Origin of the sequence: Acinetobacter sp. S4400-12 (assembly GCF_024129495.1) — a bacterium.
GTDB classification, from domain to species: domain Bacteria; phylum Pseudomonadota; class Gammaproteobacteria; order Pseudomonadales; family Moraxellaceae; genus Acinetobacter; species Acinetobacter lwoffii_C.
In genome coordinates, this window is the sequence record NZ_JAMXYB010000028.1 from 21,266 (window position 1) to 35,116 (window position 13,851).

17 protein-coding genes are annotated in these 13,851 nt (G+C 43.7%); 12 read left to right on the forward strand and 5 right to left on the reverse strand.

The genetic code is table 11. The annotated features are described in order from the left end of the window. The first annotated feature begins 75 nt into the window (after positions 1-75). A complete protein-coding gene (gene radC, locus NI461_RS10790) occupies positions 76-777 on the forward strand; it encodes a DNA repair protein RadC (RefSeq protein ID WP_151205671.1) in 702 nt (233 codons plus the stop codon). 65 nt (positions 778-842) lie between these two features. Then, a complete protein-coding gene (locus NI461_RS10795) occupies positions 843-1,754 on the forward strand; it encodes a bestrophin family protein (RefSeq protein ID WP_151207261.1) in 912 nt (303 codons plus the stop codon). Positions 1,755-1,826: 72 nt separating this feature from the next. Here the strand turns inward: NI461_RS10795 and NI461_RS10800 are convergent, their stop codons facing one another. After that, complete coding sequence (locus NI461_RS10800; protein ID WP_151205177.1) at positions 1,827-2,678, reverse strand: PHP domain-containing protein; 852 nt, start codon at positions 2,676-2,678, stop codon at positions 1,827-1,829. Between the two features lie 45 nt (positions 2,679-2,723). Between NI461_RS10800 and NI461_RS10805 the strand changes: the two genes are divergently transcribed. The 4 genes from NI461_RS10805 to mnmC are packed head-to-tail and all read left to right on the forward strand — an operon-like array spanning position 2,724 to position 6,112. Then, positions 2,724-3,335: an inner membrane-spanning protein YciB gene (locus tag NI461_RS10805; protein ID WP_253157295.1), complete on the forward strand. Its 612-nt coding sequence runs from the start codon at positions 2,724-2,726 to the stop codon at positions 3,333-3,335. Positions 3,336-3,362: 27 nt separating this feature from the next. Further along, the gene (locus NI461_RS10810) at positions 3,363-3,665 is read left to right on the forward strand and encodes a YciI family protein (RefSeq protein WP_151205175.1); all 303 of its coding nucleotides are present in this window, start codon (positions 3,363-3,365) and stop codon (positions 3,663-3,665) included. A gap of 5 nt (positions 3,666-3,670) precedes the next feature. Continuing rightward, positions 3,671-4,174: a hypothetical protein gene (locus NI461_RS10815; protein WP_151205174.1), complete on the forward strand. Its 504-nt coding sequence runs from the start codon at positions 3,671-3,673 to the stop codon at positions 4,172-4,174. 39 nt (positions 4,175-4,213) lie between these two features. Beyond that, on the forward strand, positions 4,214-6,112 hold the full coding sequence (gene mnmC / locus NI461_RS10820) for an FAD-dependent 5-carboxymethylaminomethyl-2-thiouridine(34) oxidoreductase MnmC (RefSeq protein ID WP_253157297.1): 1,899 nt from the start codon (positions 4,214-4,216) through the stop codon (positions 6,110-6,112). A 164-nt stretch (positions 6,113-6,276) separates the two neighbouring features. Here the strand turns inward: mnmC and NI461_RS10825 are convergent, their stop codons facing one another. Beyond that, on the reverse strand, positions 6,277-6,591 hold the full coding sequence (locus NI461_RS10825) for a rhodanese-like domain-containing protein (RefSeq protein WP_151205172.1): 315 nt from the start codon (positions 6,589-6,591) through the stop codon (positions 6,277-6,279). Positions 6,592-6,682: 91 nt separating this feature from the next. Between NI461_RS10825 and NI461_RS10830 the strand changes: the two genes are divergently transcribed. Both NI461_RS10830 and NI461_RS10835 read left to right on the forward strand, forming a co-directional pair. After that, entirely contained in the window at positions 6,683-7,171 is a 489-nt protein-coding gene (locus tag NI461_RS10830; RefSeq protein ID WP_174659307.1) for a YajQ family cyclic di-GMP-binding protein, read from the forward strand. A 28-nt stretch (positions 7,172-7,199) separates the two neighbouring features. Beyond that, on the forward strand, positions 7,200-7,703 hold the full coding sequence (locus NI461_RS10835; RefSeq protein ID WP_253157299.1) for a DUF4442 domain-containing protein: 504 nt from the start codon (positions 7,200-7,202) through the stop codon (positions 7,701-7,703). Positions 7,704-7,760: 57 nt separating this feature from the next. Here the strand turns inward: NI461_RS10835 and NI461_RS10840 are convergent, their stop codons facing one another. From NI461_RS10840 to NI461_RS10850, 3 genes are read right to left on the reverse strand one after another with little or no spacing between them, the layout of a single operon-like run. After that, complete coding sequence (locus tag NI461_RS10840; RefSeq protein WP_151205169.1) at positions 7,761-8,183, reverse strand: acyl-CoA thioesterase; 423 nt, start codon at positions 8,181-8,183, stop codon at positions 7,761-7,763. A 20-nt stretch (positions 8,184-8,203) separates the two neighbouring features. After that, complete coding sequence (gene trxC, locus NI461_RS10845) at positions 8,204-8,635, reverse strand: thioredoxin TrxC (RefSeq protein ID WP_253157301.1); 432 nt, start codon at positions 8,633-8,635, stop codon at positions 8,204-8,206. Then, a complete protein-coding gene (locus NI461_RS10850; protein ID WP_253157303.1) occupies positions 8,636-9,532 on the reverse strand; it encodes an alpha/beta hydrolase in 897 nt (298 codons plus the stop codon). Between the two features lie 124 nt (positions 9,533-9,656). On the opposite strand from NI461_RS10850, the gene NI461_RS10855 reads away from it, so the two are divergent. From NI461_RS10855 to NI461_RS10870, 4 genes are all read left to right on the forward strand, one after another. Then, positions 9,657-9,992, forward strand: coding sequence for a TIGR01244 family sulfur transferase (locus NI461_RS10855; RefSeq protein ID WP_253153219.1), 336 nt, complete (start codon positions 9,657-9,659; stop codon positions 9,990-9,992). Then, on the forward strand, positions 9,985-10,407 hold the full coding sequence (locus NI461_RS10860; protein ID WP_151205165.1) for a sulfur transferase domain-containing protein: 423 nt from the start codon (positions 9,985-9,987) through the stop codon (positions 10,405-10,407). Before NI461_RS10855 ends, NI461_RS10860 begins: the two co-directional genes overlap by 8 nt. 202 nt (positions 10,408-10,609) lie before the next feature. After that, complete coding sequence (locus NI461_RS10865) at positions 10,610-11,782, forward strand: hypothetical protein (RefSeq protein WP_253157305.1); 1,173 nt, start codon at positions 10,610-10,612, stop codon at positions 11,780-11,782. An 84-nt stretch (positions 11,783-11,866) separates the two neighbouring features. Next, a complete protein-coding gene (locus NI461_RS10870) occupies positions 11,867-13,246 on the forward strand; it encodes a dihydrolipoyl dehydrogenase (protein WP_253157307.1) in 1,380 nt (459 codons plus the stop codon). Positions 13,247-13,851 lie beyond the last annotated feature (605 nt).

Below are 13,851 nucleotides of genomic sequence, written 5' to 3' on the forward strand. Positions count from 1 at the left end.
GCATTAAATAATCACATTCCCAAGAGATGCACTTGGGGGAAAACCAATAATTCATAATAAATAAGTCTAATCATCATGCAATTTTCTATAAAAAACTGGCCAGAACAGGAACGGCCACGCGAACGTTTAATTCAATATGGGGCAGAAAGTTTATCCGATGCTGAACTGCTGGCTATTTTTCTCCGTTCAGGTTCACAGCAGCATTCAGCGGTCGAACTGGCACGTGTATTGATTCAGCATTTCGGGCATTTAACCGCCCTGCTGGATGCCCCTTTACAGGAGGTCAGCCAGTTTCATGGAATAGGTATCAGCAAATACACCCAACTAATAGCGGTCAAGGAATTGGGACGGCGTTATATTGCTGAGCATCTTAAACAGGATGCACTCGAACTCAGCAACTCCAAACGGCTAAGAGATTATTTACGTTTTGAATTGCTGGGAGAAAGCCAGGAGGTATTTGCCGTGCTGTGTCTGGATGCCGGCTTGAGAAAAATCAGTTTTAAAAAACTGTTTTATGGCTCCATTAATGCATGTGATATTTCCATTAATCAACTGCTACGCTATGCCATTACCCAGCAGGCAACCTCAATTGTTATTGCTCATAATCATCCCTTGGGCAGAGCCTATCCGTCTCAGGCAGATCTCGACTTAACCCGACAGATTCAGCAGGCCTGTCAACTGGTTGACATTCATTTGATTGATCATTGTATTATTGCACTCGAGGGCTGTTTCTCCTTTGCTGAGCAGCACCTCATCAAACCTGAAAGAACACCCTGAATAGCACTTGACAAAGCAGGCACAAGTTCCGAAGATCATGAAAAAAACTGTGATGATTCCAATAAATGATCGTACGTGACCAGCCCAGCCTGTTTAAACTGCTATTTTCCTGGCGGGGGACAATTTTACCGAAGGTTCTGCCCCCTTTAGGTGTGGTCATGCTGATCTCGGCCATTGTCGGCGGATTGGCGCATATTGGTTATCTTAATTTTCCAGAATTACCGCTGAGCGGCTTTACCGTGATCGGGGTCGTGCTCTCTATTTTTCTTGGTTTCAAAAACTCGGCCTGTTATGACCGCTGGTGGGAAGCACGCAAACTCTGGGGCATTCTGATTGCCAACGCTCGGCACTTTGACCGCGACTGCCGAATGCTGTCGCAAGGCCGCCGTGAAAGGGTGATTCAGCATGTGATTGTTTTTGCCAATGTCCTGCGAGATCGCCTGCGCCACCAAACAGCGAACCCGACCGAACTGGTTGAAACCAGTGGCATGAGCCAGCAGGCCATTACCCAGCTGTATCAGCAAGCCAATGCCCCGCAGTATACGCTGAGCCTGATTCAATGGGAGCTGATGCAGGCACTCAAAGAAGGTGAAATTTCTGACGTGATTTATATGCAGATGAATGATCATGTGGCCGAGCTTAGTATTGTACAAACCGGCTGTGACCGGATTGCAACGACACCTTTGCCTTTTGCCTATTCGGTTCTGCTCAACCGTACCGTCTATTTTTTCTGTTTTATTTTACCCTTTAGTCTGGGTTCAACCCTCGGCTTGCTGACCCCCTTGCTGGTGGGAATTCTGGCTTATACCTTTTTAGGTCTGGATGCCTTAAGTTCAGAAATTGAGGAGCCTTTTGGCACACAGAGTAATGACCTGCCCTTGGACTCTATGGTGCGTACGATTGAAATTGAACTGCTAGGAACTTTGGGTAAACCGACGCCACCACCAATTAAAGCTCAAGATCATAATTTGCTTTAATGTCTTTCCTGGTGTTTTCTCTACTCTTGCACCCTCTCTGACTCGCGGAGCAGCTAGAAATTGAGGCAATAACTAAACAAAACTCTCCCAGATCCCGACCTGCCCTGGTTTTAAACTCGGCACATTCCCCAGTTTAATCCAGGGCATATGGTCACCGTGAAAATCACTACCTATTGATACTTTGAGCCCATGCTCTGCAATCATTCGGTCTACCATCTGCCGGGTTGAAGCTGGGTCAATTGCGGGCGGTAGCTCTACGGCATCACCACCAAACTTGGCAAAGATTTCGATCAGGTAACGGATATTGGTCGCAGATAAATCATATTTGGTCGGATGTGCCAGCACCGCAAAACCGCCGCTTTCATGAATCACCTGAATGGTGTCTTCAAGATTCAGGCCATCAAATTTGACATAGGCTTTTTTGCCTTCCTTGATATATTTATCAAAGGCCTGTTGCGGGCGGGTCACAATCCCCTTCTCTACCAGCGTTTTGGCAATATGTGTCCGTGTTACCCGATCCGGAACTTGGTCCACTTTGGCAAGCACATCTGCATAAATATCCTGACCAATTAAAGGAATCAGCAGATCGCAAATCTGTTTAGAGCGTTCAGCCCGGATTTTCTTTTGTTGATTGAGCGCTTTTTGTAAAGGGGCCAGATCCTGCATGTTTAACCCAACAATATGCACACCATAATTTTTCTTGGTTGCAGGACGTGACCACTGGCTGGAGATTTCAACTCCAGAAACAATCTTAATCTCATGATTTTTAGCGGCTTCTTGAGCCAGCGTCAAACCATCTATGGTGTCATGATCGGTCAGGGCCAAAGTATGGATGAAATTGCCCGCCGCAGCGTCAACCAATTGCTGTGGACTAAAAGTCCCATCAGAAATATTACTATGTGTATGTAAATCTACGCCGTGCATCTCTATACTATAGACATTTATTTGATCAGATTTAGATACTCTAACATGAAAGCACTTTTAGACTTTGTGCCACTCATTATTTTCTTTTATTTATATAAAACTGTAGATCCAAAAGACACTGACCATCAACTGCTACAACTGATCGGTTCTGCTGGAGGTGTCGACAATAATAATATTCTTGTTGCGACCACAGGCCTGATCATCTCTATGCTGGTCGTCTACGGTGCCTTATTCGTCATGCAGAAATTCCGTCTGGACAAGCAGCAATGGATTGTACTGTTTATGACGGTGATTTTTGGGGGCATTACCCTGATCCTGAGCGATGATTTCTATATCCGGCTAAAAGCCGTTTTGCTGAATCTGGTCTTTGCCGGGGTGTTTTTCTTGTCGCCATGGTTTAGTAAAGATAAAAAGCCATTAATCCAGCGCCTGTTTGGTCCTGTCTTCAATTTAACGGATAAAGGCTGGGTCAAGCTCAACTATGCCTGGGTAGGGATGTTTGTCTTGATGTCATTTTTGCATACCTTTTTCGCCTATGTATGGATGGATGGAAAATATTGGGGTGAATTTACCGCATTTGGTGACATGATCGTGATGTTTTCCTTTATCATTATTCAGTTTATTGTATTGCGTAAATACTTTAAAACCGCTGAATAAGTCCAACTACAAACCAAGAGAGCCAGCATGCCGTTATTTGTTGTGAGCTGCACCGATCAAGAAGGTACAGTTGAAAAACGCCTCGCAATTCGTCCCCAGCACCTTGCCCGTTTACAAAAACTCGATGACGAAGGCCGTCTGATTGTGGCAGGTGCCATGCCTAAAGACCCGGCCAATCCTCAAGCGGGCTTTTATGGCAGTACCATTATTGTCGACTTCGATAATCGTGAAGCACTGGATGCCTGGTTACAGGATGAGCCTTTCCTGAAAGAAGGGGTCTACGCACACATTGACGTCAAGCCATTTAATAAAGCATTTCCTCAAGGATAAGGTTCATGCGTGTTGTTACTGCCAGTATGCTTGGCCTATATTTTATGATTGCTCCGGTGTGGGCGGTTGAGGTTTTACCTGCACCCGCCATTCAGGACCATCAGACAGTAGCAGCGCCAGAGACAGCGGTCCAAACCCAGTCCACTGCAAAGCCTGTAATTCTCCCGGCTGTAGCCACTTCTGCCCAGACCAGTCCAGCCGCTGAAAACAGGCCTTTAACTGCAGAGGAAATTGCCCGCAATAAGGTTCAGCAAGAAGCCAGGGTCAAAGCCTTGGTCAAAGATCAGGCCACCCGTTTGCAACAGCTGGAAGAAGCCAATCTTGAAGCCTTGGCCCAGAATCAGGAATTACAGTTAAAGAACGATAATCTTGGTGTTCAGGTTCAGGTCTTACAAAGCGAACGTAGTGCCCAGATGTTCCTGTATGGTGCTGCAACGCTGGCTGTCGGCGTACTACTGGGCTTCCTGATTGCCAGCTATGTTTATACCAAACGTCGCCGGCAATGGTAAGCTACCACTCTCTTTGACATAGTAAAGGTTGTGCCCGTTTTGTCTCATGCAATTCAAACCGCCGATCTGGATTGGCAACTGGTCGATGGCATTGATGTGCCTGTCTCCAAGCAGTTTGGTGATGTGTATTTTTCTAAAGATAATGGCTTATTAGAAACGCGGCATGTGTTTTTAAATGGCAATGACCTCACCACTCGCCTGACAGAACTCAAAGCTTTTGAATATTTTTGTGTAGGCGAAACAGGATTTGGTACAGGTCTCAATATTCTGGCACTGTGGCAGCTCTGGCAACAGCTTCGACCTGATAATCAGAGTCATCTGCATGCCATTTCAGTCGAGAAATTCCCTCTGTCCAAACCGGATCTGATCCGGGCTTTACATGTCTGGCCTGAACTCAAACCACTGGCGGATCAACTAATTGCCCAATATCCGATGCCTCTGGCGGGCTGTCATCGCCTGAGCTTTCCTGAGGAGCGGTTTAGTCTGGATCTTTGGCTGGGAGATGCACATGAAGTCTTTCCTGTCATCGAAAAAACCGCGCCGGTAAATGCCTGGTTTCTGGATGGTTTTGCGCCCTCCTGCAATCCGGATATGTGGGAAGAAAACGTTTTAAAGCATATTGTGCGCCTATCAGAGACAGGAACCACCTTTGCATCTTTTAGTGTGGCAGGCGTATTAAAGCGCGGCTTAAAAAATCACGGTATTTCTATTTCCCGTCCCCGCGGCTTTGGCCATAAACGTGAAATGCTAAAAGCCATCTGGAAACCTGCTGAAAAGAATGACAGTCCGTCAGAATCGGATATTGCTCAAAAAAAAACTGAATCAAAACCTGAGTTAAATACCCAGCCCCGCCAGATTGCCGTAATTGGCGCCGGAATTGCAGGCTTGAGTGCGGCATGGGCATTCGCTCAGCGCGGTCATCAAGTCTCAATTTACGACCAGTCAGCGCCGCTTGCAGGAGGATCAGGCAATCCTCTGGCCTTACTAAACCCCAAACTCGGTCCAATTGAACAAAGCAGCGCACACCTGATGACGCTGGCATGGCAATATGCCCTCAATCATTATCAGAGCTTTAAAGCTTTTCGCCCGATTCAGGTCAGCCAGCTGGCTTTGAAAAAGCCTGAGCAACTGCTCAGTTTGGCAGATGAATATCCAGCAGGCATTCTGGCCCTGCACGCGGTGGAATCTCAAGAGCTACACAGCGAATATCCTAGTTTAAAACTTCTGGCAGCTGGTGCTGTTTCGCCGCACCAGCTACAGGAGGAAATTCTGCAACATCCTAATATTCATTATGCACAGGCCAAAATCAGCCGCATTGAAACAGCCACCAACACTCAGCTGTTTACAGATCAGCAGTTCCTCGGGGAGTTTGATCATGTAATTGTCTGTACGGCGCGAGAAAGCCAGCAGTTCTTCACAGATTATCCGGTACTCAAACCGATTCGAGGCCAGGTCAGCTGGGTAAATAACCAGAACCAGCCCTTAAACCTAAAAACCGCCTATAGTTATGGCGGCTACTGTATGCAGCTGAATCATGAACAACTGCTGCTTGGAGCTTCTTTTCATCCAAATCGCGAAGACACAGACGTACTGACAGAAGATCATGTGCATAACTATGAACTTATCCACAGTGTCTTCCCCGAATATGCCCAATCACTGCCAGCCGCTGAGACCTGGCAAGGCCGTGCCTCGGTACGGGCACAAAGTCAGGATTATTTTCCGCTACTGGGTCAAATGCATACCGGAGAAGAAATTTACAGTTTCGCGGGACTGGGTTCCAAGGGTTTTCTGTTTGCGCCATTATGCAGTGAAATTCTGGCAGCCCAGATCCTTGGAGAGGCGTGTCCTGTTCCGTCGGATCTCGTCAAAAAACTCAGCGTGGCGCGTTTTCAGAAAAAAGTGAAAGCCAAAAAACCGTATTTCAAGCCGCAAATATAGAATCCTGTTTTAAGGGGATTCTCTCTCCCTATGGGACAGGGCGAGGGGGAGGGTTTTATTTTATTGTGAAGATATTTCACCTCTCCCTGCTCCTTTCTAAAAGGAGAGGGAAAATATTACCCCCATTAAAAAAGCGCCTGACGGCGCTTTTTTGACAAAGTCAATCATGCACTCTGTTCTAAGGGCATACCTGCTTCACGAGCAGCACGGGTTCCCCCCATCAGAATGACATATTCACGTGAATTGTCGAAAGCTTCTAACTTCTCAGCTGCACGTGGTGCTTTGCTTCCACCGCCACATAAAATATAAATTGGTTGATCCGCCGACACCTGAGTCAGGCTGTCTGCTGAAAGATCGTTAATGGGCTGATTAACTGCCCCTTTCACGTGTGCTTCAGCATAAGCACTTGCATCGCGTACATCCCAGATTACGGCATTTTCTGGGAACTCAAATGTTGTAATTTCTTGTTTACGGATCATTGCGCACTCCTTTGATATAAACAACACTTGGCAAATGAAGAAAACATCCCTAGCATCTCAGATATTCTTTCCATTTGTAAAGGTCTAAACCATGCCTTCTTTCGATATTGTTTCAGAATTAGAAATTTTTGAAGTAAATCATGCAGTTCAAAACACTCAAAAAGAAATCGGAACACGTTTTGATTTCCGTGGACAGGAGGTTTCAATTGAACTGAATGAAAAGAACAAGGAAATCAAAATTATCACTGAAAGTGATTTCCAATGTGAGCAAGTGTATACCATGCTGGAAAACCACTTCTATAAGCGTAAAGTCGACATTCAGGCGCTTGATCCGCAAAAAATGACAGCTTCTGGTAAAAATGTGATTCAGGTCATCAAGCTTAAAGATGGTCTTGACTCTGATACTGCGAAAAAAATTAATAAAGCCATTAAAGAAAGTGGCATTAAAGTGCAATCTTCAATTCAGGGTGACAAGATTCGTGTGACCGACAAGAAACGCGATACCTTGCAACAAGTGATGGCATTCCTGAAGGAACAGCAATTCGGTTTGCCTTTACAGTTCAACAACTTTAAGGATTAAGACAGCGTCCTGTCTGGCTGAGGAAATTATGGCACATCGCAATCGACTGACGAAACTGGTTCAAGCCACATCAAGACTACCTCAAGGTATTCGGACCACCTTACTGAGTAAAACTTTTGGCCGGATGGTGCCCATGGTGGGGTCGGCCAAAATCCGCTATCAGCACATCAGTGCGTCCAAGGTGGTCGTGAGCATCGCCAATCATAAAGCCATGCAGAACCATATTGGTCAGCTGCATGCCTGTGCCATGGCCTTGCTGGCAGAAACTGCGACTGGTTTTGTCACGGCGATGAACGTTCCGGATAGTGCCATCGTGCTCATCAAAAGCCTAAAAGTGGATTATAAGCGGCCCAGCAAAGGCGCCATGACCGCAGTGGCTACCCTAACTGCTGAACAGCAGCAATTGATGCAGAGTTCAGACAGAGGGGAAACGCTGGTTCAGGTCATCATCACCGATGAGTCTGGTGAGGAACCGATTCAATGTGAAATGCTTTGGGCCTGGGTGGCCAAGAGCCAGCTGAAGAAAGCCTGATTTCATCATAAAACCAAAAAAATCCCAGACAATGGGCTGGGATTTTTTATTTTCTATTCAGTTTTGTCGAGATTCTAAAAACTTCTGTTTTGCTTCTTCCGGAATCAGGCGTTTATTGCCTTTGACATCCACTGCGACAAAGGTAAATACCCCTTCTGTCACCCGTACAGGTGGACGCGAATCATCGTGACTATCCCATACCTCAATTTCCATCTGGATAGAGGTATTACCCACCTTTAAAATCTGGGTATAACAGCTAATCACATCACCCACTTTTACTGGAACCAAGAAGGTCATCTGGTTGATTGAAATAGTAGCACAACGACCTTTACTAAAACGTTCGGCATGAATCGCACCAGCTAAGTCCATTTGTGAAACAATCCAGCCACCAAATACATCTCCACTCCAGTTGGTATCCGCAGGCATTGCAATGGTCTGCAGGGAAAGAATTCCCTCTGGTTTAATATGAGAATCTGACACTTGAACTCCAGGCTTGTGAATTAGGATGAGGCATTTAACTGCTGATCAAGCCATTTTTGTAGCTCGCTTGAGCGTAATGCACCGCTTATTCTAGCAATTTCATCCGTTTTATTCATCAACACCAGCGTCGGAATACTCCGCACATTAAATGCAGCACTTAAACGTAGATTGGCTTCGGTATCGATTTTGGCAAACACAACATTAGGATATTGCTGGGCAACATTGGCAAAATGCGGTGCCATCATTTTGCAAGGACCACACCAGTCTGCCCATAAGTCAATCAGAATCGGCAGGTCACTATGGGTGACAAACAGACTGAAATTCTGTTCATTCAGTTCAATCGGGGCCAAGGGAACCAGCGCCTGATGACATTGACCACAGGCAGGATTCTCCCTCAGCTTCTCTTCAGGCACACGGTTTTTGGCCTGACATTCTGAGCATACAATGATCATCTAACGCACTCCAATATGTTGATGTAAGAATTCTAATTGGGTCGAAATCGCTTTTTCAAACCATTCTCCATGATAAATATCAAAATGTCGCATATTCCACTCATGATATTGTACAAAAGGAGCAATATTGGTCGCTGTTTCCCTACTGGACTCAATCGGTATCAGACTATCTTGCTGAGCCGCAATAAAAAGCGCAGGCACCGCGATCTTACGCACATCCAGAATAGGACGATAACGGATTAGCTTAAAGAACGCCCGTGCCGGAATATAGCCACTCCAATAATGATCCGGATTTACAATGGAGAGATAGCCCTCATAACTGTCCGGGGTCGGTAGAAAACACAGTCCCTGCCGGTCAACCACAGGTAAAGTTCTGGGTGCCATGCCGACCTTTGCTCCCATATAATCCTGACTGGAAATTTTCAGGGCTTTGGGCATTTGCTGTAAGGGATAAAGTTTGGCACTTTCGGCTCCATCCACAAAAGGTACCTGGACCATCACCGCCTGAATATTTTTTAACTCTGCTGCAAGGGTTAATACATGCCCGCCACTTAGCGCAGTTCCCCACAACACAATACGTTTGGCATCAATAGATTTACGTGTGTGTAAATGGTTAATCATCGTATGCCAATCATCAAGTTGAGCCCGGATTGATACCAGCTCACGTGGACGACCCGTACTTCCTCCCCAATAGCGATAATCAAAGAGTACCACCGCATAACCGGCTTTGGCAAAACGCTGTGCGTATTGGATCAGTTTAAAGTGGCGTAAAGCCGCCAGACCGTGAGCCATGAGGATGACAGCGGGCTTGTCGATCTGTTGAGGACGATAGAAATCTGCAGCAATCACTTCCTGACCGCTTTTGACATACAGTGGTTCGACTGTATAAGCGTACATACGCGCTCCATTGCGTTATTTTATAGTTGTAATCGTTTATAAAGTTTTCAGAACTAGACATCATATTTTCAGCTTAATGCTATCATAAAGCATATCAAGATAAATGCGATAATGGAGTGACATCATGAGCGAAAATGTAGGCTTTGCAGGTCAAATTGGTCCTGAACATATTGATCAGGTGGCGGAAAAAGGTTTTAAATCGATTATCAACAATCGTCCAGACATGGAAGGCGGCCCTGAACAGCCCTCCAGTGTCCAGATTGAGGAAGCAGCGCGTAAGGCGGGTCTGGATTATGTATTTCAGCCTGTGGTCGCGGGCCAGATAAGCGAACTTGATGTACGCACTTTTGCCAATCATTATAATGAGCTGCCAAAACCGATCTTGATGTTCTGCCGTACAGGTAATCGTTCTAATAATTTATATCAACTGGCAAAACAGATGGACTTGCTGGATGACTAAGTCCTTCTGGTACAAAGCTTTACTGCTGATGAGTTTGAGCTGCGCTTCTTTAAGTTTTGCAGCCAGTGACTTAAGTCGCGCTTTGAACTCAAATGTCAGCATAACAGGTCAGATGACATCGGCTAAGTTTGAACAGTTATTAAAAGATGGTTTTAAATCGGTGATTGTTAATCTTCCCGATCAGGAGCCAGGAAATAAGGTAAGTGTGAGCCAGTTACGTTCAATTGCGGAAAGGTCTCAGGTAAGTGTGATCTACCAGCCTGTAGTAAGTGGACAGATTTCCCAGGCCAATATTGAAGAGTTTGCCCGCTATTATAATGAGCTGCCGAAACCGATTTTAATGGTGTGCCGTAGCGGTACACGTTCGGCAGTACTCTTTAATCAGGCAAAATCTCAGGGGTTAATTCATGAATAAGTTATTGCTGATCGTATGCCTAAGTTTGACGTTTGTCGGCTGTAGTTCGATGAACCTGAAGCCCACTGTAGGAGTTAGTGTGGGAACAACCCTATAAACTAATAAATAAACATATGGCGCTATTTGCGCCATTTTTTATGTATGGTATCTTTACGCAAGATAACTTTTTCTATACATAAATAACAATTTATTGGGGTAATCCATGAAATTCTTACAAGGAACACTTGCACTGGCTTTAGCTACTTTCCTAACAGCTTGTGGAGGTGATGGCTATTTTAATAATAGTCCTGATAATTCTGATAAGGATAATAATAGTGATGGCTCTGCAACAGCGCCTATTGAAGCAGCTCAAGCACAATTAAATATTTTAAAACGTGAAGGTCAATACCTATTTGGCAACTATGATCCAGAGGATGCAACTACACGAAAAGGTTATATTGATCATGCAATGGATACTTTTGCTCAAGGTCCTCTACAAATCGCACTTGATGCCAAAAAACTATTCGACAAAGATAAAACTGCATTTTTTTACAGAGAAAAATGCATGGATTCAGGTACATATACCAACACAGGATGCTATATCCTATTTGGTGATGAACAAATCAAAACTGCGCTAAATAGCATTAATCCTCAAAAATATATTAATTGGGATTTTGATGTTAACGATGATGAAGTTTCAGGAATGAAACTCTCTCAAGAACAAATCGATGCCTTTACAGGGAAAACTATGATTATCATTTTTGATAATCGTAATACTGACAAAAAGTATAATGACGTCTGGGTTACGGGGGTATTTGGTTATCCATACAAACAAAGTTGGGGTTTGACACAAACAGACCAATTAAGAATTGTTTCAATGAATGAAGCTGATAGCAATTATCAGGTCACATTAACTTATGAAGATCAAACAACCGAAACTAAAGGTGCCTTGAGTATTTATAGAGATCCAACATCCACAGATGGGGAATTATATGTACTGCAAAATAACTCTTCATTTGATGTTCTGACCAATGACAATCCTAATACTCCAGAAGTAGAACCTGTTTCATTCACAATTAATTCAGTACCTGGTGATTCATCTTCACTAGCGACTTATCGCATTAAATCTAATTTGGTTCAAATATTAGATATTCCAAGTATCTCTACAATTTCCGGTACACGTATAGAAAATGAGGCACCGAGTTCAAATTCACAAAGCTTTACAGGAAGTATTTATTTAGAAGGTACAAATATTTTCACATTTAAAAAAGCTCTAAATGGGACTGCCCTTAAATTTAAACATATTTTTAATGATATTACTTTTGAAGGACAGTCTATAAATAATAATGGCTCCATTACCACAACCTTAAGTCGACCAGCTTCTGTCAAATATTAATATGTAAGTATTTGAAAGAAAGCCTTCTAATGAAGGCTTTCTTTTATATATTAGTTTTATATGTTTAAAACTAAAGATTATATTATGTACGACCTCATCATCATTGGCGCTGGAACTGCCGGAATTTCAGCCTATAAAGAAGCCATAAAATATACTCAAAATATCCTGATCATCAATGATGGCCCATGGGACACCACTTGTGCCCGTGTTGGATGTATGCCAAGTAAAGTTCTGATTTTATCTGCAAACCGCATGCATGAAATGCAACAACATGGAGGTTTAGGGTTAACTGCACAAGTTAAAATAGACACCTCCCAGGTGATGCCGCATGTACAGCAATTACGTGACCGTTTTACCCGTGCAACCTTAAAAGATGTCGACTCATGGAAAACTGAACATAAAATTTCAGGCCTCGCCGAATTCATTGATGCCAATACAGTTCAAGTCAACAATCAATCTTATCAGGCAAAAAGCTTTATTCTCGCTGTAGGAACAACGCCAAGCATCGATCAGGAATTGAAAGAAAAACTGGGCAAGCGGCTTATCACGACAGATGAGGTCTTTGAACTGGAAAAACTGCCAAAATCCTTAGCCGTGATTGGCAGCGGTGTCATTGCCGTCGAGCTTGCTCAAGCTATGCACCGTTTAGGGGTAAATACCCATATTTTTGCACGCAGCCGAAGAATTGGTGCACTCAGCAGCCCTGCTTTGCAAAAGCTCGCACAGGAGGAGTTAAGCAAAGAGTTAAACCTACATTTTGAAACTTTGCCAAGTGATTATCAAAACACTGAAAATGGGGTTGAACTAAGCTATATGGAAAATGGTAGAAATCAAACCTTAATAGTGGACTGTGTAATGGCTGCAACAGGTCGTAAAACACTCCTGAACACATTAAAACTTGAAAATATTCATCCCGATTTTAAAGACTTAAAAAACTTGCCTGTAGACAGCAAAACCAAGCAATTGTCTGATTTACCGATTTATATTGTCGGCGATGCATACACTTCCACCCCCATTCAGCATGAAGCGGCTCATGAGGGCAAACATGCTGCCAAACACTGCCTAAGGGCAAATCCTGATCAAGAGGTCAAAACATTAACACCTTTAGGCATTGTTTTCTGTTCACCTGAAATGGCAATGCTGGGGCAAAACTATAAACAGTTAAAAGATCACAACATTGAGTTTGTGACAGGATCTATTGATTTTAGAAAACAGGGACGCGCCATTATAAACGCAAAAAATCAGGGAGCTGCCGAGATTTATGTTGATAAAAGCTCGCGTAAAGTACTCGGTGCAGAATTGTTTTGCCATGAAGCTGAACATTTAGCACATTTACTGGCGTGGATGGTAGATGAAGCGCTTACTGTTGATGATTTACTAGATAAGCCTTATTACCATCCAACGATTGTTGAAGGTCTGCGGACTGCTCTAAAGCATGCCCGAAGGCAGCTAGCTTCACAATAATAGTTCAGCTATTTTAATTCAACACACGCACTAAACATTTTGTATGTACAATCCAGCGATCTAGCCAGCGCTGTGCTGCAAGTAACTCCAAATTATCTGCAGCACTAAGTTACTTCAAAGATACAAGCTGTATAAATTGCTCTCGCACAGGTACTCTCAACTCATCAGAGTAATCTTTTAAATTGCTCAAACCCACACAAAAAAATCAAAATTCAATTTAATTTCAATAATTTACAATTATCAACATAGTAGTCTAGAATACTTAAATAGTCTAAAGCCACTTGATGGATAGCTGAGTCCGAATCATTAAAGCATAGTTGATCACGATCACTTCGCCACCTACTGATGTAGACCATTTCTTTTCACATGCGCTAATATTGATATTAATCTCATTTTTTAATGCGTTTTAAAGATTCTCAAACAATATTGTATCTTGTCAATTCAGCAGCGGTTTGCACCGATGCCATTACAATTAGTTCACTTGATTAGCATATTCTCCTTCTTATTTTTTTCATTTTATAAAAAAGAAATCCCCCTGCTGATTAGCAGGGGGATTTTGAATAATGAGCTGGCGATGACTTACTCTCACATGGGTAACCCCACAC